14 protein-coding genes and 4 pseudogenes are annotated in these 21,163 nt (G+C 33.0%); 4 read left to right on the forward strand and 14 right to left on the reverse strand.

Going from position 1 to position 21,163, the window contains the following annotated elements:
• The first annotated feature begins 67 nt into the window (after positions 1-67).
• Positions 68-289, forward strand: a complete 222-nt coding sequence (locus AAGD63_RS03630; protein WP_341813048.1) for a hypothetical protein — start codon at positions 68-70, stop codon at positions 287-289.
• 14 nt (positions 290-303) lie between these two features.
• Positions 304-1,230 carry a patatin-like phospholipase family protein gene (locus AAGD63_RS03635; RefSeq protein WP_341813049.1) on the forward strand — a complete coding sequence of 309 codons (927 nt, stop codon included), beginning with the start codon at positions 304-306 and terminating at the stop codon, positions 1,228-1,230.
• A 39-nt stretch (positions 1,231-1,269) separates the two neighbouring features.
• On the opposite strand, the gene AAGD63_RS03640 is transcribed toward AAGD63_RS03635, so the two are convergent.
• The 7 genes and pseudogenes from AAGD63_RS03640 to mutL all read right to left on the reverse strand — a co-directional run bounded on the left by AAGD63_RS03640 (position 1,270) and on the right by mutL (position 10,059).
• Positions 1,270-2,256, reverse strand: coding sequence for a helix-turn-helix transcriptional regulator (locus tag AAGD63_RS03640; RefSeq protein WP_341813050.1), 987 nt, complete (start codon positions 2,254-2,256; stop codon positions 1,270-1,272).
• Between the two features lie 44 nt (positions 2,257-2,300).
• A complete protein-coding gene (locus AAGD63_RS03645; RefSeq protein ID WP_341813051.1) occupies positions 2,301-3,221 on the reverse strand; it encodes a helix-turn-helix domain-containing protein in 921 nt (306 codons plus the stop codon).
• A gap of 547 nt (positions 3,222-3,768) precedes the next feature.
• Positions 3,769-4,836, reverse strand: a complete 1,068-nt coding sequence (locus AAGD63_RS03650) for an IS110 family transposase (RefSeq protein ID WP_264337368.1) — start codon at positions 4,834-4,836, stop codon at positions 3,769-3,771.
• Between the two features lie 96 nt (positions 4,837-4,932).
• Positions 4,933-6,136 (reverse strand): annotated as a pseudogene (locus AAGD63_RS03655) (hypothetical protein).
• A 170-nt stretch (positions 6,137-6,306) separates the two neighbouring features.
• A complete protein-coding gene (locus tag AAGD63_RS03660; RefSeq protein WP_341813052.1) occupies positions 6,307-6,972 on the reverse strand; it encodes a RadC family protein in 666 nt (221 codons plus the stop codon).
• A gap of 169 nt (positions 6,973-7,141) precedes the next feature.
• Positions 7,142-8,081, reverse strand: a pseudogene (locus AAGD63_RS06155) (helix-turn-helix domain-containing protein).
• Between the two features lie 68 nt (positions 8,082-8,149).
• Positions 8,150-10,059, reverse strand: a pseudogene (gene mutL, locus AAGD63_RS03675) (DNA mismatch repair endonuclease MutL).
• Positions 10,060-10,225: 166 nt separating this feature from the next.
• Between mutL and AAGD63_RS03680 the strand changes: the two are divergent.
• The gene (locus AAGD63_RS03680; protein WP_341813055.1) at positions 10,226-11,173 is read left to right on the forward strand and encodes an Rpn family recombination-promoting nuclease/putative transposase; all 948 of its coding nucleotides are present in this window, start codon (positions 10,226-10,228) and stop codon (positions 11,171-11,173) included.
• A gap of 113 nt (positions 11,174-11,286) precedes the next feature.
• On the opposite strand, the pseudogene AAGD63_RS03685 reads toward AAGD63_RS03680, so the two are convergent.
• From AAGD63_RS03685 to AAGD63_RS03695, 3 genes and pseudogenes are all read right to left on the reverse strand, one after another.
• Positions 11,287-12,518, reverse strand: a pseudogene (locus AAGD63_RS03685) (IS256 family transposase).
• Positions 12,519-12,661: 143 nt separating this feature from the next.
• On the reverse strand, positions 12,662-14,983 hold the full coding sequence (locus tag AAGD63_RS03690) for a hypothetical protein (RefSeq protein ID WP_341813056.1): 2,322 nt from the start codon (positions 14,981-14,983) through the stop codon (positions 12,662-12,664).
• A 27-nt stretch (positions 14,984-15,010) separates the two neighbouring features.
• Complete coding sequence (locus AAGD63_RS03695) at positions 15,011-16,963, reverse strand: DEAD/DEAH box helicase family protein (protein ID WP_341813057.1); 1,953 nt, start codon at positions 16,961-16,963, stop codon at positions 15,011-15,013.
• A 315-nt stretch (positions 16,964-17,278) separates the two neighbouring features.
• Between AAGD63_RS03695 and AAGD63_RS03700 the strand changes: the two genes are divergently transcribed.
• A complete protein-coding gene (locus AAGD63_RS03700) occupies positions 17,279-18,016 on the forward strand; it encodes a hypothetical protein (protein ID WP_341813058.1) in 738 nt (245 codons plus the stop codon).
• A gap of 371 nt (positions 18,017-18,387) precedes the next feature.
• Here the strand turns inward: AAGD63_RS03700 and AAGD63_RS03705 are convergent, their stop codons facing one another.
• The 4 genes from AAGD63_RS03705 to AAGD63_RS03720 form a co-directional block, all read right to left on the reverse strand.
• The gene (locus tag AAGD63_RS03705) at positions 18,388-19,500 is read right to left on the reverse strand and encodes an ankyrin repeat domain-containing protein (RefSeq protein ID WP_341813059.1); all 1,113 of its coding nucleotides are present in this window, start codon (positions 19,498-19,500) and stop codon (positions 18,388-18,390) included.
• The gene (locus AAGD63_RS03710) at positions 19,490-20,224 is read right to left on the reverse strand and encodes a hypothetical protein (RefSeq protein WP_341813060.1); all 735 of its coding nucleotides are present in this window, start codon (positions 20,222-20,224) and stop codon (positions 19,490-19,492) included. The genes AAGD63_RS03705 and AAGD63_RS03710 overlap by 11 nt, the downstream gene beginning before the upstream one ends.
• Complete coding sequence (locus tag AAGD63_RS03715) at positions 20,181-20,429, reverse strand: hypothetical protein (RefSeq protein WP_341813061.1); 249 nt, start codon at positions 20,427-20,429, stop codon at positions 20,181-20,183. The genes AAGD63_RS03710 and AAGD63_RS03715 overlap by 44 nt, the downstream gene beginning before the upstream one ends.
• A 212-nt stretch (positions 20,430-20,641) precedes the next feature.
• Positions 20,642-21,145, reverse strand: coding sequence for a hypothetical protein (locus AAGD63_RS03720; protein ID WP_341813062.1), 504 nt, complete (start codon positions 21,143-21,145; stop codon positions 20,642-20,644).
• Positions 21,146-21,163 lie beyond the last annotated feature (18 nt).

Here is a 21,163-nt window from a genome sequence, read left to right on the forward strand (position 1 = left end):
AGCTGTAAGTTTTCTATAATCTGTATATAAACTTCTAAAACTATCCATAACAAGTTAATATTTTCACATGAAAAAGCAAAAAATCCCAATAGCGGTAATAATAACAATAGTTGTACAGACTGTAGGATTCATCTGGTGGTTGGCAAAACTCGACTTACGAGTACACACCCATGATCAATTTATAGAAAAAAACCAAGGACTAATCGAAATAGTCTATCGACTTGAAGAGAGAGTGAAAAACCTCACTGAAGAAGTCAATGAACTTGAAGCTATTCACAAACACAAATAAGAACTAAATTTTCAGTGACAAAGTACATTTTATCTGTAGATGGAGGTGGCATTAGAGGGATAATACCTGCCATTATTCTAGCAGAAATAGAAAAGAGGGCAAAGAAACCGATAGCTGAAATCTTTGATCTTATGGCAGGAACCTCAACTGGTGAGATTGTTGTAGCAGGATTATGTAAAAAAGATAAACCTCAATATTCTGCTAATGATTTAGTCAAGTTCTATCGGGAATATGGACCATATATTTTTAAGTCTTCATTTTTTAGGAGATCAATATTATCTTGGTTTAACTGTGCACAATATCCACATAAAAATATTGAATTTGTACTGGATAAATATTTTGGAGAGGATATTCTAAAAAACACATTAAGTAAGGTACTGATAACAAGTTATGATATTAACAACAACTATCCTTTCTTTTTTAAGAGCTGGAGAGAAGACAGAAATTTTATCAGGCTAAAAGATGCACTCAGAGCTGCAACGGCTGCACCTACTTATTTTATACCAAAACATCTAAAAATTGACCAGATAAACAGAGTATTAGTGGATGGCGGGGTGTTTGCCAATAATCCAGCGGCTTGTGCATATGCAAGTGGTAAGAGGTTATTTCCAAATGATGATATTCTACTGTTATCGATAGGTACTGGCAGAACAGATAGAAGCATAGAGTATGCCAATTCAAAGAGATTTGGAAAAATAGGCTGGATAAAACCTTTGTTAAATGTGATGTTTGCCTCTGGATTAGACTGCGTAAATTATCAGATGAATCAAGTAATAGGCAATAGATACGTAAGAATACAATCGCAATTGAAAATAGCATCACCTGACATGGATAATATTACATCAAAAAATATCAGATCTCTTCAGCAAGAGGCAAATGCAATGGTAGAGGACAATCAAAAAGTGATAAACAAATTCTGTATAGAAGTATTAAATATATAGCTATTTTTACTTATATCTTAATATATTGTTTAACGCAATTCAATTTTCATAATCACCCAACTCACCAGTAGTTAGGCCACTTGCTCGCAAAATAATATCAATAGCAACACCCTCCTTAACTAGATCTTTTGTAATCTTGATTTTCTCTGCTTTTTTAACCTTTTCTTTACCAGTTTGCATTCCTTTAGATAAAGATCTGGCTACCGTATCCAGTAATTCTTGATCCTCAATTTTTTCGCATTTACCTATAAACCCAAAAACTGGCTCATTTTCATATTCTGTTAGTCCAAGAGCTTTAATGTTAACTGATAATGTCTTTGCTATCTTATATAATATTTCAATTGGAATGTCTGTATATCCTCGTTCATAGTCGTGTATTTCTTTAGGTGTTGAACCTATTTTATTTGCCAAGTCCTCCTGAGTGTATTCCCGTATTAATCTCTGCTCTTTTATCCTTTTCCCCACTTTGTAGAGTATAGAATCAGTACAAATTTCTTTCTCTATATCATCATATTCATAAGTAGATAAGCGAGTCACTTGGGAAATAATATCAACTGAAACTCCTTCTTTCACTAGATTCTTTGCTACTTCTATTTTCGCTTCTTCTTGGCTAATTTTCTCGCTAATATATACAAACCTTACTAATGGATACAGCTTCTTGCGTAATTCCTGATCCTTAATTTCTCTATGTATTTTTGTTAGATAGACTATTTCTTTATCCTCATCTTCATACCAACTGTTTTCTCTTAGTACTGTTGGTACTGGAAGTAGATCTATAACATTAACTGACAATGCTCCTGCTATTATATACGATTCTTTGATTGTAATAGCCTTGCACCCTAGTTCAAAGTTATGTATTTCCTTATATGTTAAACCAATTTTGCTTGCTAATTTTGCCTGAGTATACCCTTGTACTATCCTACAACCTTCTATTTTTTTCCCTAGCTCGTAGCTTACTGAGCCAATATGCTCTGAATTATCATAGATAAATCCTCTAAAAGCTGTTTTTCCTACAGAAGCAAACATATATTCTATCACAAAAATCCACTATTGGCTAAGTTTTTATGAAATCACAAAAATTTCTCAATCATATAATTTGATAAGCCTGTCGTTTGCAAGATAATATCAACAGAAATTCCTTCTTTCACTAAATTCCTTGCAACTTCAATCTTCTTTTCCTCTCTGACCTTTTCTCTACAAACATGTATACCTTCAAATAAAGACTTGATTAGCATATCGCGTAATTCCCGACTCTCAATCTTTTTGTATCCCTCTATCAAGTTTGATAGCTTTTCTTCCGCTTCACTATCCTCATCTGATTCGGGAAGTAGATCTATGATACTGATTGATAATACCTTTGCTATTTCATCTAACATTTCAAGTGAGACAGCAGCTCTCCCTTGTTCATACTCGTATATTCCTTGATTTGTTATGCCAACTTTATTCGCTAAATCTTTTTGTGTATATCCTCGTATCAATCTCCACTCTTTTATCCTTTGCCCTACTTTGTATGGAACCGGAATTTTGTTCTCCTCATACTCACCAATAGATAAGTTAGTTGTTCGAGAGATAACATGAGCAGAAACTCCTACTTTCATCAAACCCCTTGCTACTTCCATTTTTACCGCTTTTCTGCTTCTTTCCTCACTCAAACGAATAAATTTGGTTAATAAATAAAATACCTCGCTTAATTCTTTATTCTTATACCCCTTTACTAAATTTAATATTTCTTCATCTTCAAAATATCTTTTTTCATTTGGTAGCGTCTCTCCACAAACTAGACCTTTAACATTTACTGATAATGCTTCTGCTATAGCATATAATTTCTTAATTGGAATTTTACGATTCCCTTTTTCATATTGCAGTATTGCCCAGTACTTTACACCAACCTTCTCCGCTAAATCCTTCTGAGTATACCCTCTCTCTAACCTCCAACTTTTTACTTTTTGTCCTACTTCATAATCTAGACTTTTTTCCACGCAAAAAACCATATATATAATATTTTCTACTATAGCTCAAAGGCTCCAGTTCTCTAATTGCATACAAGTCAATAATAATTTTTTTTGTATCATGAAAAATATTTTCTGATGTAAAATTCAGCTCTAATACAACCTTTTATTTACTATCATGTTGTTTTGTTCAATCAAAGAGTGCCTTATCGGCAACTAAAAACTAGTACTAAATTTCTAATTAACCCCTTTTAAATTAGTGTAGCCAATGAATATGTGGATAAATACGCCTACACACATTTAAAGTATTTATCCACATATTCATTAAGCTTATAAAAACTAAGGTATCATTTTTTCCCCCATAGCCTTAATGATTTTATATAAGTTAAAATAGCACGCTTCCATGGTTCTCTCCGCGGTCTGATATGGCTAGTTTATATTTTAGCCAAGCCGCACTATACTTGTTAGGCGGAAGTGGACGGCAACATGTAAACTACGAAGTCTATGCTTCAACCGGAGCTCTTGCTTATCCCTTCCATCGGCATTGCTATCTTTACTTTACATAAAATTATCTACTTTTTTGCATTTATTAGTAACAAAATTCTGTTTTGTTAACCAACATTTTATGCATGATTACAGACAACTTACGTGCTACAGCAACAATTGCTTTTTTCATACCCTTCTTTTTTGCAATCCTTAATCCCCAACTCCTCAATTTAAATGTCCTTTTACATTTTACTAGTAAGACTTGTGCAGCTTCGTACAGCATATTCCTACATTCTACTGGTCCCATTTTTGATATACTTCCATGCCTATCAATCTCTCCAGAAGCGTATTGTCTTGGGCTCAACCCCATATAGGCTCCAACTGTATAAGATGTTTCAAACCTATACGGATCATCTATTGCAGCTTTATATGTCATTGCTACTATAATACCAACTCCTGGTACAGTAGTTAATAATTTACAATCCTCGTCTTTTTTGCCTTGCTCTGAAAGTATTTTATCAAGCTTTCCTATTGATTCTTCTATTGTTTCTAAGCTATGTACTAATGCTTCAATTGAATTCTTGCTAATTTCATCTAGCTCATTAATTATTTCCTGCACTTTTAAAGCGAAACTTGCAGATCTGGAACGCTGATCAACTTTTATCCCGTGTATTTTCAATAACCCTCTTATTGTTCCCTCAATTTTCTTTCTGCTACATATTAATTGTCTTCTGCTCCCAAGCACCACTTTAATCTGGCAAGCTTCGTCTGATTTTACTAATACCTCTTTAAATAGCCCAGCTCTCATCATCTGTGCTATACCTCTTGCATCATTTTTATCATTCTTATTGATTCTTGCAGATAATGCTGCTGCCATATGCCTTGCATCCACACAAGTTACTGGTAATCCAAAATTTCTCAGCTCTTTGCACATTGATATTGATAGTTGTCCACTTTCTATTCCTATGGATTCGTATCCTTTGCTTTGGTCAAGCAGGTACTTAGCTATTGCGTCACTTTTGCTTGCAACAACTTCTTCTTTAACAATTTTTCCTTTCTCATCAACGATACTAATAAAAGTTTCTTTGAGTGAGACATCTAATCCGCTATAATACTTCATGAGACTGCTCCTACTGTAAAAGTTTAAATTATCTTTGAAGAACCAATTCATTGAATTTGTTACTTCGTGCTAAAATAATGGAGTATGTCTCTCCACCATTCAATAGCAATTACAGTATGTAAACTCTGGAACCTTAAAATAAATGAATTAAAGTTCCCTAAAGGTTTCTTTACTACCTCCACATACCCTATTTACCCATGAAGACAATACTTCATCATTGCTAATCTCTTTTATAGCATACTTTTCATTCCATATGCCACATCTAGTGAAATTACCTTTCTCTACTGCTTCTTGAAGTTTCACTCCCCCAAAAAGGCAGTTTTTTTCCTATTTCTTCGCCTCTTTTTTGTAACTCAGCCCACATTTCCTTGTTTTCTACTCTGACTTGTACTTGATCATATTTTTTTACATCGTGGTACAATATAATATTTAGCTGACCAATGCTTGTAGGAAATTGTAATATAATAGAACTTTCATCTGACATATCGATATAGTTTCTTATACCTCCCTTCTCGCTTTTAACCTCAACTGCATCATTACCAATTTTTAAAATATTACTTCCTAACTTTCTGTTTGCTTCCAGTATTTTGGCTACCTCTACCTTGCTATTATCAGAAAATTCTATATATGATGTTGTATTGTCTATCTCGAGATCTATTAAGGATCCTTCTTGAACAGCACTTTCGCCAGCTTTTTCTAGTTCTTCTAGTTGCTTATCTATCTGTGGCTGAACTTCTGGTTGTAGCTCATCATAGATTTCACCTATCAGTTTATTCTGTAGTAGAGTATCATGAAACTCTGCACCGCTTAACATTAATTTACGTATTACCTTTTTACGATCAACCTTATCAAATCTATGAAAATGTGTACCTAATACTACATACTCTGAGAAACTCCATTCCCCATCATTACATGCATTTAGCCTTGTTCCATCACCTATTACTTCATCTATAACTTTGTTCATCTCTTTTGGGGTTTTTGCTTTTACCACTCCACTCTTAAACCAGCTCAACTTTTCACTTTCGCTTATACTTGGCTTTATTTTTTGCAAAGCGGAGGTAAATGGATTTTTATCTTCTTGATCACTTGCAGGTTTTGTGCTATAAACATAGTCAAATCCTTTCCCACAGTTGATTTTATTTTCGCGAACTTCTCTACCAGGGAAAGGTGCTATTTCCTAAGGCTTTTTAGCCTTATTAATTTTGCTTACAAAGGTGGATTGCTCCTTAGTACGACCTATTCCTACAATAGCATTTAACACCTCACCTTTTGATAATCTATCAAGATCAATATTTAACTCGTAAGTACCTCCTTCTTGATCATCAAAAGGTACAATTATTTTATTACTCATATTAGCCTCCGCTATTAAATATATTTTACTAAGTCTACAACCGACTTTATTACTTTATTATTAATTCAATATATACTTTCTCATTAATTATAAGTAATAATTAATGTAATTGCAAATACTTTCTTCATTCAAGTAGTTAAACAACTCATGAAAATCTTCAAACATCTGCTTTATAACAGTCCTTGCTCTTTAAAGCTAAAATACCCAACACTTGTGATGATAATGTGATCCAGCAACCTAATCCCTATAGTCTGACAAGCTTTAGCCAAGTCTTTAGTTACAGCTTCATCCTCATCAGATGTCTTTAACCTTCCTTCTGGGTGGTTATGCGATATTATTATTGACGTCGCTTTTCTTATTAATGCCTTTCTTGTTACTTCTCTTATGTAAAAAGGTACCTTATCCACTGTACCAGTGAACACTTCTTCCCCCTTTAAACGGCACTTTTGATCAAAATATATTATTTTCATCTTTTCCTCCTCTGAATAACCAATACTCACCCTCAAATATTTTACTATGGTTTCCAAGTTATCCATTACAGGTCCTTTCTTTAACTCTTCTCTTGGTACTCTCTTTGCAGCTTCCTTTCGGCATAAAATTACTGCTACTGTAGAGTCAGTTATCCCTTCTATAGTTTTCAAGTCATCTATTTCCTGGCCTAAAACTCCTCCTATTCCAAAACTATCTATTAGCTTTCTAGCAATAATTCGAGCTTCTTCCCTTTCATGCACTGCACTTAGAAACGTTTCTATTACTTCACGATCAAGTAGTGCTTTACCGTTGCTTTCTAATGCTCTGAATTCTATTTCTTCTCTACGATCTTTCTTATTATTCATAAAAATTACCCTTCACTAATAACAAAATGTTTTTATATATTTACTGCTGTTTTTTGTCAGCATTGGCATAAGACCATAGCTTTTGAGTGAAGTCAAATCAATTTTTCAATCTTTTTTACTTATTTTTTCATCAAAAAGTAAAGATATTAATAGATACTGATTTTTTATTTTAAATTTGTTGAATTTCGTCTAAAGAGATGCCTACTGTTTTTAAAATAATATTGATAGAAATTCTTTCCTTAACTAAATTCTTTGCAATTTTCATCCTTTCTACTCTCTCCACTTTCTCTTTGCAAACTTGTATGCTTTCAAACAGAGATTTTATTAGTACATGACGTAATTCTTGGCTTTTAATCTTTTTGTATTCTTCTATTAACCTTGATAATTCCACTTCACTATTCTCATTTTCTCTTGTTTCTGGAAGCAGATCTGTAATATTAATTAATAGCATCTTTGCTATTTCATCTAACATTTCAAGTGAAACAGCAGCTCGTCCTTGTTCATATTCATATATTCTTTGATTTATTACGCCCACTTTACTTGCTAAATCTTCTTGAGTGTATCCTCGTATCAATCTCCATTCTTTTATTCTTTGACCTACTTTATACGGAATAGAAATTTTTTTTCTCATCATTATCATATTCATCAATAGATAAACTGGTCGTTTGAGAGATAACATGAGCAGAAACTCCTTCCTTAACTAAACCCTTTGCCACCTCTACTTTTACTGCCTTTCCACTTTCTTCCTCACTAATACGGATGAATTTAGTTAATAAATAAAACGTTTCACGTAATTCTTGGTCCTTAATCTCTTTATGTCTTCTTACTAGATTTAATATCTCTTCTTCCTCATACCTTTCCTCATTTGATACTTCTTGTCCGCAAGCTAGGTCTCTAGCAGTTGTTGATAATGCTTCTGCTAATTCATATAACTTCTTAATTGAAATTCTGCGTGTTCCTTTTTCATATTGCAGTATTACCTGATATGTTGTTCCAATTTTTTTTGCTAAATCTTTTTGAGTATATCCCTTTGCTAATCTACGATTTCTTACTTCCTGTCCTATTACTTTGTAATCTAAAAAATTAGAGCATTTATTCTCTTTTCTCAAATTTTATACTCCATAACCAGAAGAGCTGTTACGCATACTTAATTGGGAACCTTTTTGACAAACTGAACTCATCTCCTTTCAAATAATTTTTCTATATCACTTAGTTTCATTTCTATATAAGTTAGCTTTCCTTGATCAGAATATGGAGTTTTCTCAATTTGTCTTAGTATCTCATTCATCTCTTCCAATTTCATTTTTCTTCCTGCTCCGTAGCAAGCGATTGTGACCGATATTTTATTCACCTTATCCTCTATTGGCAACATATCTTTTATCTCTGCTAATTTATTTACTATATCAATTAGCATCTCTTTTACATCTATTGTTCCCAAGATTGCAGGGATTTCTTTTATCGTTACTTTATCTTCTGATTCTATTTCAATACCAAAACCCATTTTAAAAAGCTCATCTTTATAAGTTTCAACCATCTCCATTCCAGCTTGGTTTTTGATTTCAACTGTTTCAGGAAGAAGAAGTTTTTGTCTTTTTATGCTTGATTTTTGCTTTAAGCACTCGTATATTAATCTCTCATGGGCTGCATGCTGGTCTACTATAATTAATTTGCCTTTAGCCTCAGCAATAATGTAAGTACTGTGGACCTGACAGCGTGCATACTCTAGAGGATGATCCTCTATTAAATCAATTTGCTCCCTTTCTAGAGCCATAGTCTCCGCTTGTAGTGGGAATCTCTGTATACCAGTATAGTCAAATGATTCTGACCGTTCTAATAAGACTTTCTCTCCTGCATTTGGCAAGTTAAATTCTTTCATTAACTGATTCTCAAAAGAACTTGGCCTCCTTTCGTAAAATTCTTTTTGACCCTTTACTTCTCTGCTTTTTCCATTATTAACACGCTCATTATCCCTTTGACTTTCACTAACATTAAAAGGTGAACCACCCAGTTCTTCTCCAATACCTTGACACCTAGATCGATCAATATCACTCACTGAAGAGGTACCTATTCTCATTGACAACGCTTTTATTAGCCCCCTTCTCACTATTTCATATATTAACCTTTTATTCTGAAATCTTACTTCTGATTTATTTGGATGCACATTTACATCTACTTGATCGTATGGTATCCCTAAGTGCAGCACTGCAAGAGGATACCTCCCACTTGGAATAAAATCTTGATACGCATATCTAATTGCACCAACAAGTAGATTGTCTTTTACTGGCCTTCCATTAACAAACGTATAGATCTGAGTTGAATTGCCACGACTAATAGTTGGTTTACAGATGTGTCCCGTAAGTTTGATTCCTTCTTCTTCCTCTTTAACTTCCAGCGAATTGCTCTGAAATTCTTCTTCTGTTTCACATAATCTGTTAAATAATGAAATTTGCTTAACATATTTCAAGAGCTTTTTATTACTGGAAGTGAGAGTAAACCCAATACTATAGTTAATCATTGCTAAGTTATTTACAATATCAACAATGCTTTGTGTTTCTGCCCTTTCAGTTTTTAGAAATTTTAGTCTATTCGGAGTAGCAAAAATAAGTCACGAACTTCAATATATGTACCTTGCACCAAAGAACAAGGGGTAATATCTCTTATTTTTTCCCCTCCCTCATAATTTATAGACCATGCTTCGTTTGCTCCACTTGCCCTAGATGATAAATTCATTCTGCTTACTGCTGCAATTGAAGGCAAAGCTTCTCCTCTAAACCCAAGGTGCTTGATTTCTATTAACTCATTATCGCTTAATTTTGAAGTGGCATATCTCATAAACGCTAGTTCTAGATCGTTCTTTTCTATTCCATTTCCATCATCTATCACAGCAATGAGGTTACGCCCACCACTCTCTATCTTGATCTCTATTTCTGAACTTCCAGCATCTATTGCATTTTCTACTAACTCTTTTACTACACTTGCCGGCCTCTCTACTACCTCTCCCGCTGCTATACGATTTATAGTTTTTGTGTCTAAAGAATTATTGCCATATTTCCAACTCTCAGTCTGATCAGGATATAGCTTGAATATCAATGCAAATCAAGTTCTCTATTAGGTGTCTTAACTAATTTAAAAACAGAAATAGTTGTAAAAACCCAGCCTGAAATGCTATCTCCTGTGGATCTATGTTTTAATTTTAGTTGAATATTTCCTCAGAATTATGTATAATTACTAATATTTTCTAGGCTAATTCGTCATGGCTTTTTCTAAATTTCTTGATCCCAAAAATGACTTGAGCTTTAAAAAGATCTTTGGCTCTGAAAAGAATAAAAATATCCTCATTCACTTCCTCAACGATATCTTAGGTTTTTCTAGTTCTGATCAAATAATGGAAATTGAATTCCTTAGTACTATTATGGATCCTGAAATTGCCTCTGACAAACAAAGCATTGTTGATGTTCTTTGCAAAGACTCTATTGGTAATAGATTTGTCATCGAAATGCAGCTCGCTCGTGATAAGGGCTTTGAAAAACGCGCTCAACTTTATGCTGCTAAGGCTTACTCAAGACAATTAGATAAATCTGGTAATTATATTGATCTTCAGAAAGTCTTCTTTATTGCTATTTCCAATTGTAACCTTCTGCCTGAAGAAGTTGACTATATTTCTACTCATAATATACGTGATATCAAAACCAATGGTCATTACTTAAAAGATCTACAATTTGTCTTTATTGAGTTGCCTAAATTTACAAAAAATAGAGTAGAGCAGTTAGAGAATACTACAGAAAGATGGTGTTTCTTTTTTAAATACGCAGAGGAAACAACTGATGAAGATCTGAAAAAGATAGCAGCAGAAGCTCCGATAATAAAGCTAGCATATGATGAATTGGACAGGTTTCGCTGGAATGAAAAGGATTTGATCGCATATGAAGAAAGAATATTGAGCGTGCAGAAAGAAAACGCTATCCTTGCTCAAAAACTCGATGATGCTAAACATGAAGGTAGACAAGAAGGTAGACAAGAAGGTAGACAAGAAGGTAGACAAGAAGGCATCCACATCGGCCATCAAAAAGGTAAAATTGAAGGTAAAATTGAAGGTAAAATTGAAGTAGCGAAAAACTCACTTAAGGCCGGTGTTTCTATTGATGTTATCGCTGAAATAACCGGCCTTTCTTTAGATGAGATCAAAAAATTAAGAGACTAACTTAGCTTTATCCTGAATCAAATGACCTTGAATAGAAGTATTACTTAAATAACTTTGTGACCACTAACTTTTATATTGGGAGTGTTAAATAAACTGTGTCAAGCCGCATTTTTTTAGTTCAACTCAATTTTCAGTCTGTTGGGAAAGAAAATGTCAAGTTGAGACATAGTTAATGCCCAATTAGGCAAAGCTGTAGTCCACTTTTGCTCTACCTTTTTTTATAGCACAATATACCTGTTTGTACAAGGCATTTGTACTGGTAAATGAACCTTTAGTTTTAGTAAATTTCCTGATTTGTCTATGCAACCCCTCAATTGGATTGGTGGTGTAAATCATCTTCCTAACTGGCCCAGAATACTTAAAATAACTAGATAAATTTTCCCAATTGTTTTGCCATGATTTTGTAACCAAGGGATATTTTTCACTCCATTTTTCTTCCAGCTCAAGCAAATAATTCTTAGCAATCTCTTTACTTGAAGCACGATATATTTTTTTCAAATCATTTATGAAAACTTTTACATCTTTGCTAGATACATACTTCAGTGAATTCCTTATCTGATGCACTATGCATAGCTGTACTTCTGCTTTAGGAAATACACTATTTATAGCGATAGGAAAGCTTTTTAGCCCATCAATACAGGCAATTAGAATATCTTCTACTCCTCTTTCTTTGAGGTCATTTAGTACTCCCAACCAGAACTTCACTTTCAGCCAAATAAAAACCTAATACTTCTTTTCTGCCATTTTGATTTATGCCCAATATATTATATATACATTTACTTATGCAATGTCCGTCCTCCTTGACCTTAAAAAACATGCCATCCATAAATACTATTGGATACACTGATTGCAGTGGGCGGCTGCGCCATTCATTGATTACTGGTAGCAGTTTATCGGTAATACTAGATATCTCTGCTGCTGATATTTTGTGGTCATATATTTCCTCAACATGTGAAGCTATATCTCTGTATCCCATGCCACTGGCATATGTGCTTAAGACCTTTGCTTCAAGTTCTGGATGTAGGCTTGTTTGTCTTTTTTTTGACTATTTGCGGTTCAAAACTTCCCTCCCTATCTCTTGGTGTTAGCAGCTCAAATGAACCTGCACTTGTCCGCAAAGTCTTTCCATCCCTCCCATTTCTGCGATTATTTTCCTCGCTTTCAACAGACAAGTGGCTTTCTATCTCACCTTCCAGACTTGCCTCCAACAGCTTTTTATAAATGGTGTTAATGCTCCATCTCTTCCCGTTAGCGGTCTACCTTCTCTGATAGATGATAAAATATTTGTTTCTAATTCTTTATAGTCTACCAATCCGGTAGTTCTGTTTGCTATTTTTTGACTCATGTCAAACCTCCATTTTTATATCAATTTATTACTTTTCTTTTCGGCTTGACACAGTTTATTTAACACTCCCTTTATATTTGCGCTCTCTAAAATATTTATTTTTTAACTACTCCTTTGTAGCTTTCCTCCCTCTTTTTTACCTCCTATCGACCTACTCTTCTCAAAACTTTTTCTCTTAATTTTGCTATAGGATTAATAAACTCAGTGCTTGGTGAAATAATTTCTTCAGTAGTAAAAGGCTTGACGTTTTTCTCAAGATCATTTTTAACTTGATCCGCTTTAGCAACAACACCATTGATAACTTCTTTATCTTCTTCTGAGTTTTGCTTATTTTTTGCTGCACGAGAAGAGTCACCAAGCAGTGGAGAGATAACATAATCTGCAGCTTCTTTTGCCAATTTTATATTTTCCCTTTGTGACAAAATCTCTAGCTCATTTAAGTCATTTTTACACACACTTTTAGCCCTAGCTTCTTGCCAATCTAAATATAGTTTTCTATGATTTTGTAATTCCTTGCTCTCTTCAACGTTAAAGCTACTATTAACCCTACACTTCAATAACTCAGTAGGAATAATAGAGGTATCACACTCTTCTACTCTATAATAATGATTATTATACATTCCAATTCTTTTAATTATACTCTGCAAATAAGATTGTACCTTCTCTATATCTTTTAAATCATCTTTTGTGAATTGAAAAGATTTGTCTTTTAAATTTTTCCTGAATTTTCTCAAATTCTCTACTTTATCTTGATTGTTTTCTTCTGGATAAATCCGATCAAGTAACTTGAGCAAATAATCACCTTTCATCAGTGGTGATGTTATTTTATCAAATAACTTAAGATACACTGGATGTTTTAAACATGCACTCATATGCTCTAAATAATTATTGAAGCTCTTAGTGTCAGTTTCGTCTTGTGGTTTTTCTTTTTGTTGATAAACTTCATTAAATTTCTGATTTAACAAATTAATCGCTTCAATATTTTTAACGCTATATTTTTCTATAATATGAGCATAAGTATCCACATTAGGATCACTTTTTAATCGATTAACTTTCTTTAAAAAATAATTATAAGTACTCCTTGTTTCCAAGTAATACGTGAAACGATTAAAGAGATATTCAACTATCATTAAAGCTTTTAGCAGCATATTAAGTGTTTTCATGCCAAAACCCTGGCAATCATCTCTTAATTCTTTTTCATAATTATTAAGCTTTCTTCGTACATGTTTTAATACATCAATAAATTCCTTCTTACTTTTATTGAAGTCATGCCCATTGATATTGTAAACTTCTATAAACGAATTTAAGGCAATTTCAATACTTTGATTAGCCAGATCATCAATTCTTTTCAGGCTTTTTATTTCCCGATTAATATAACCTATTATCTCCGTTGCAAGTTTATTTCCATAAGCTTGTTGATTTGATAATCTTACTACTGATTTATTGTAGGCATCAATATAATCTCCTTTTTTGAGTAGGTTTATGTCAAAGCTCAATTCACCACTCGAATAGCAAAAGAATGTAGAGTGTCTATTAGAATTTAGGCATCTAAGTCTACCTGGAGCTTGAATAAGTTGTGCAGGCTTGTTGAGATCAGTAGATGTTGGATCTATTAACATTCCAACATGTTGTAAATTAATATCATTATATCCCTGTACTTTGGTAGGATTTACATCATTACCAACTAATCCCATGCGGCACAAAGCATGATAATCCTTTTCTTCTTTCAATAAACCCTTATATAAATCCTCTAGCTCATCTTCTGATAAATTGTCAATTGCTAACTGAGCTAATTGTTTCTGGTTTAAGTCTTCTAAAATTCTTTTTTTATGATAGTTGATAGAAAAATCATCCTTCTCAGTTCTTGCTTTCTTGAGTTCCTTAGCATGATATGTATCTAGGTTAATTAGATCTTCACATACGCTTTGATTATCACTCAGGGACAATTTCTTTTTTACAAGCTCTAATTCTTCTAATGGTTGGCCACTTATATAGTCTGAAAGCTTACTCTTAAGATCTGCCGCAGATAAATTGGCTGAGCGATTTAAATTTTCTAATTTTACTTTGTGCTTATTTTCGTAACAAAAATCTTTTAGTGCTTCTAATGGATATTCTTTTCTATTACAAGAATACAAAGGGCTGGTCAACCAGTAATAAGTCAGCTTACTACCATTTTTTAATGTCATTCCAAGTACTTCCCCAAGATCTTCAAGTAGATTTTTCTCATTTTTGCCTAGGGGTGTAGATTCTTTGCGCTCACTTTTTTTTTCCTTACTCAACCCGCTTAAAGAATTAATAAACTCTGTTCTTTCAGCAGCTACTTCTTTTCCTAGCTGGCAGAATTCATCTATTTTACTTTCTTCTACTCCATAATATTCAAGATAGTCCCTTACTACAGCATAATTGCCGCCACTTAGTAAATCTACTAGCTTTTCAGGGACTTTTTCTAATTTTTTGGATGGCATCAAGAGATGAAGTTTTTTATCTTGGTTTCAGTTTCTTATCAATCTTATGAATAAATCAGGGTCTTTATTTTCTTTTAGAGCATCAATTACACATTTCATATGCTGAACAAGCTCTTTCTTCAATTTATCGCTTTGAACACCTTGGTCTTTAACATATGTTTCTAAATCATGATTATTGTCTAGCGCCGCTTTAACTTCTTTTACTAAGCCTTTCAAATCTGCACACCTCTTTTCATCAAGCTCGTGTCTATTTAGACCCGTTAAGCATGAAAGTGTATTCTCAATTATTCCATGCATTACACGAGATACAGAATAATCAGCAATACCACTGAAGTCATAACATTCTTTTACAATTTTCGATGCTTTTTCTTTTTTAATATTGAACTGCTTAGAAATTTGCTCTGTTATAAGAGTAAATTTTTTTGATTTGGTTACTAGCTTATAGTCTGGTTTGGGTTCGAATATTCGCTGTAAGAAATCACAAATCTTCGATCCACTAAACTCTGGTAAAGTTTCGTTTCTATCATATTCCAATATTTTTTTCAGATTATCTATCTGCTTATTTGACTCAGCTAAAATCAATGCTGGTTCACTAATTACGCTTTGAACATTTCTACACAAATAATTCTCTACTTCTTTTTTTAATTCATCGTCTGTTAAATTTGCATTGTTATATTGATCGTTTTTTTCCGGCTTAAAATCTACATACTCTTCAATGCCATTAGAGTATTCTTTTGCTAGATCCTTACTTTTTACTTTGGTATGAACTTGTAAATTTAAAGCTCCATATACATCTGACTTCATTTTATCTGTCAAAGAAAGAGTTTTAAGTAACCCATCATTTCCTTTAATATCTCTATGAGTGCTTATTGAAGGCGTTGCACTTAAAAACAGCGTAGGCACAAGTGCAGACAAAAGCCCCATACGATATTTATACAACTCCTGCTCTGCCACTCGGTGCTCTTCATCAAAGGACAGAGATATAGATTTTTTAGTATTTAGCTCAAATTCTTGACCATTAATTGTAACTTTACCACCTTGAATTTTATATTCTTTGTTATCAAACTGAATTTTATCCGCAAGAATCACAAAATCCTTACCATCTATATTTATTTTTCCATTTCTTATTTCAAATCTTTTGTCTCCAATGTTGAGAGCTTTTATAATACCAGGAAGCTGTCCAAGACCTATTGCCTCTAGAAATTGATTCCAATTTTTCATCAAGCTTTCGCTGCTCAATATATAGCACCCTTTATTATCGCTTATCTCTTTCAACTCAATATCTTCAATATCGGAGTCAGATAATACTTTTTTCCAGTCATCGCGTTTCTGTGTTACAAGATCTTCATTAGGTGCTAGAGATATGTAAGGTACATCCATTAGCCTAGCAGGCAAATATTCAACAAGTAGTTCTATGAATGTTTTTCCAGTTCCTGTTGCAAGCGCAAACTCTTTAGTTGGACTCTTACCTTCTTTTAAGTGTTCTATTGTTTCTTTGATGTAAGATAAATGTTGTGGAAATATTATAATTTTACCAAGCCCACCTACTGTTGCACTTTTTTCTTTACCTTTGATTGTTACACTATAATGGTGATTACCTTTCTTATCTCTGCTGATTGTTAACTCATGCTGTGTGTACAAAGTAAGTAGATCCTCGTCAGTGTAATCTTTCGTATCTTTAATATCTACCGAAGAAGGATCACTTTCATCAAATTTAACACTGTATGTACCTTCTTCCTTCTTCGTTAAAGTTACACCAATTTCTCTTTCACGTATTGTTACTTTATCATTTATTTCATCTTTATTGCTACTCAACAGACTTTCTATTTTTTCTTTTATTTTCTTTGCAGCTTGAGGAGTTTTGCTATTTAATTCAATTGACAGCAAGATTCCCAAGTAAGTCTTTTCTAGCCCTTCTATATTTCTCTTTTTTGAATCGTCATCAAACTTTGTGAATATTTGCGCAGATGAATGTACCATGTTTTTACCTTTAAAATACAGTGTTAATCTTTTAATAATATAGGAAATTAAATAATTAATCAATATATTTAATTAATGAATTACAAAATAATCATAAATTTTTCTATTATTTCCAAATGAATTAGTATTAACTCTTTAATGTACATTAGTAAAAACCCAAATAATATAACCATTGATAACAATAAAAACCAAAGGTCGTGAGAACTGTTTTTCTTTGAATTTGCAGGTCTAGTTTATTAATTAATTTAAAGTATTGCATTCTATCTTTATTTATATTTTTATTAAAATAATAAATTAACTATAGAGAGGTATATAATGAAAAGTATATTTAATAAAGCTAATGCACCTTATCTTGTGAGTGGTGCTTTGGCTACTTCGGCTTTATTGGCATCAGGAGTATTTGCTGTAGCTCCTTACATTGTTTTTTTAGCTCCAGTTGCAGCTTTGAGTGTTGGTCTTCCACTTATTGTTGTTGATGCTGTGTTTTCTTTTGTAACTATTGCATTTTCATGTGCTGCAATTAGTAAAAACAACACTATTGCTGAGAAAAAAGATCAACTTAATCAACAAAGTAATGAGATTGCTAGCCTAAAAAAGCAACTTGATGAGAAAGAAATTGACGTACGAAATTACAAAAACTCAGAAGAAGGTAATTCTGCTTCTAGGTTAGCAAAAGCAGCAGTAGCAGGAACAATGGCAACAGGAGGAATAGTAGGAGTGATGTTAGTAGGAATAACAGGAGGGATGTTAGGAGCAATAGTAGGACAATCAATATTAGGAGTATATGTTGACAATTCTAAAGAAGGAGAAGCACGGAGAAAAGCGACTGTTGATAATGCTGTACATGTTTGGGATGTATCGCAATCGGCGTTTGGCGTTGTTAAAAGTAGTGTGAAATATACTTGTGGTAGCATTATTGAGTGTTCAAAAAGTAGCATTAACAGTGTAGGAACCGTCTTGAAAAGTGTTCTTGATGTCATTGCTTATCCCACGGAGAATTTAAAATTCCCTTCAATTTCACTAATAAAAGTTAACTCTATTAGGAGAGAATAGCTGAAACTATTTTTCCCTTTGATATTAAATCGCAAAAAAATTGGCGTAAGTTTAGGCGGTGTTGTGTCTGAGCTTACGCACATGCTATATAAGATTCTAAATCATATTATCCTTTTGGAATGCATGTAGGCTCCAGGTTATAACAAATGATCTCACCATTCCAAACAAATTATATTAACTTAATATTATTTATCATTAAAAACTCAAATAATATGATCACTTCCGGCAACCAAAACCAAGGGCAGTGAGAAGTGTTTTTCTTGGAATCGGTTGGTCTACCACTTGTTCTACGCGAATTTATATCAATTTATTACTTTATTTCTCTGTTTTTTTGAAATTCCCCTCATAAAATTAAATAGCTTACTGTAAAATTATAGTCTTAAGTCCTTGTTTGCAGGTTGTACAGAGACGCTGTTAAATGAAGATATAGGTGACCTATGAGTTAAGTTAACCGTGCTTTTATCTTCAAATTGCAATGCTTCACTTATATTTTCTAATTTTCTTTTTTTAGGTAGTGTATGTTCATCAAATGTCTCTAGGTTTCTTTTATGTAATTGTGCTTTTAAGTCTGGAGCTAAGTGCATATCTTCAAGATAATAAATAATTTCTTCTGAGTTAGAATATACAACAATATAGTCCAAAAGTCTCATATTTTTTTCATCTTGTCTATCTATACTAGCTCCTTTCTCTATAAGGTATTCAACAATATCTAACTGACCATGCATAACAGCAAAGTGCAAAGAACTCTCACCTTCTTTGCTATATAGATTTATATTGGCTCCTTTCTCTACAAGATATTCAACAATATCCAATCTACCATGTATAACAGCAAAGTGCAAAGGACACATACTATCTTTGTTTAATGATTTTATTATAGCCCCTTGCGCTACAAGGTATTTAGCAATATCTAAGTGACCATATAAGGCAGCAAAGTGCAAAGGATTCATACCTTTTGTGTTCTTTAGATTTACATCACCCCCTTTCCTTACAAGATGCTGAACAGTACCTAAGTGACCATGTATGGTAGCATAGTTTAAAGAAGTAAAACCCTCTTCATTAATGCTATTAATAAATTTACTTAATTTATTAGGATCTATTTTCTCCAATATAAGCCTAATAACTTCTTCATTACCATCTTGGGCTAGTAAATGTAAGACAGTATCTCCATCATAAAGAGAATCAATAAATTCATTAACTAATTTGCTATATTTACTTACATGACTCCAAACAGATATAATGTGATTTACATTTTTAAGGCAAAATGATGTCATAATTACTCTTAGAGTTTCTTCTTCTGTTCCTTCTTGTTCTTTCTCTGTTCGTATTATTTTTTGTACCCCTTTATGAATCCTTGCTATTGACTCCTCTAACTCAATCACTGAAAATTTATGAGATTGATCAAGAGTGTCCAAAATCTGTTGCTTATCTTTTTCTGATTTCTTCTGGAGGAAAATTTCTTCTATGTCAATTTGATTAGGACTCAAGTAAGCCACATATGCTACAATATCTTGCGATTGCTGCCCAATATTTTTTTTCTCTTCTTATTTTATCAAAATTAACTTTCAAAGTTGTAAATAATTCTGGAGAGATACCCTGTGCCTCAAAATAATCAAGATTTGATCCTTTCATTGCTTCATCGTATTGTTTCAGATATTTGATCATATCAATCTTTTCTTGTTTGATACATGCTGTTGCTTGTGCCAAAGCTAATGGAAGAAAATCCAATGCTTCTGCTAACTCTACTAGATAACAATTTTGTAACCTATCTTTTATTCCTAAGGTTCTTTCAATAAATGTGATTGCTTCTCCTAGAGGAAATCCATTATCTAATTCTACCTTTTCTATTTCCTTCTTCCAATTTTTCTTGTTGCGAGAAGTAATTAAAACGTAAGGCTTTTCTCTACGAAAAAACAAATCAGGAAAATGAGATGGTAAAAATTTTTCAATCTTCGTATACTTGCTGGCGTTATCAAAAATAAAAAGACTTTTTACATCTCTAAAATCCTGATATATATCCTTGACAATAGATTCAATTTCTCTATCTCGCACACTGTTGAGATTCATATCATTTTCTATAGGAATTTTTAATTCTTTAGCTAAATTACGAAATGATTGTGAAAGAGTACTATATGTTGTAGCATCTATCCATGCAATTTTCTTCCAGTCATTCTTCCTTCTTACTATATACGCAGTTCTTAGCCAATTCACTTTTTCCTGTTCCATGTCTTCCATTAATTAAGACCACTCGTGACATTTCCACTTCTTGATTTTTACTGTCTAACTTCTTTTTTAATTCATCTAACATCACTTTTCTTTTTATAAAGAATTCTGGTAAATAGCCCAAATTAAAGGAAAATGTATTTTTACCTTCTTTTTCATGAAGTATTCGTAAATTTCTGATTTCTGCACGCAATTCTTGTATATCCTTTTTTTTGCTGAATCGTTTTCATTGATCTCTTTTAATATACTACTAGCCAATCCTTTCTTTTTTTCCTCATCTAAAATACGCACATACTCTCTTTTTTTAGATGTTTCACTAAGTACATATTTTTGTTCTAACTCTTCCCAATTTTCTAATTCCCACGTAAAGGGAAGCCGATAGCCGTATTTTTCAGCAAAGTCATGCTACTTCAATTGATAATACTTAATAATCTCACCCTCTGCTTTCTCTATTCCCACCTTTTCATATAACTCTGAAGTCATCAACATTTCACCACTTTGTTTATCTTTTACTTGATGTCCAGTACGTGTAGTAAACGGGTACTTTCTTTTTGATTTACCTAAAATAACACCTTTAGTTATGTGAAGATTGGGAAATTCTCCTTTCTCGTTGCAAGATGTAGTGTAATTTATTACTCTGGATACAGTATCCATTGCTAACTTCTCAATCCCCCTATTACAAGACAACTGATTAGTATCCACAATTTTAGTGAATTGCTCCTCAAAACTTTGAAAAATTTCCAAGCCAGCTTCTATTAAAATGTTTCTTAAGTTACCTTCTGAAGGCACAACTATTGTAGAAAATATTTTTGCTTTTTTCCTATGTTGGTTTGTAGAAATAAAACTCATACACTCCATAACTTGAGAAGTACCTACTTTCTCCACACTTGGTGGAATATAATTACCCACAGTTGATACAACCTTAGC

Source organism: Wolbachia endosymbiont (group B) of Germaria angustata, from assembly GCF_964026725.1.
In the GTDB taxonomy this organism is placed as follows: Bacteria; Pseudomonadota; Alphaproteobacteria; order Rickettsiales; family Anaplasmataceae; genus Wolbachia; species Wolbachia pipientis_C.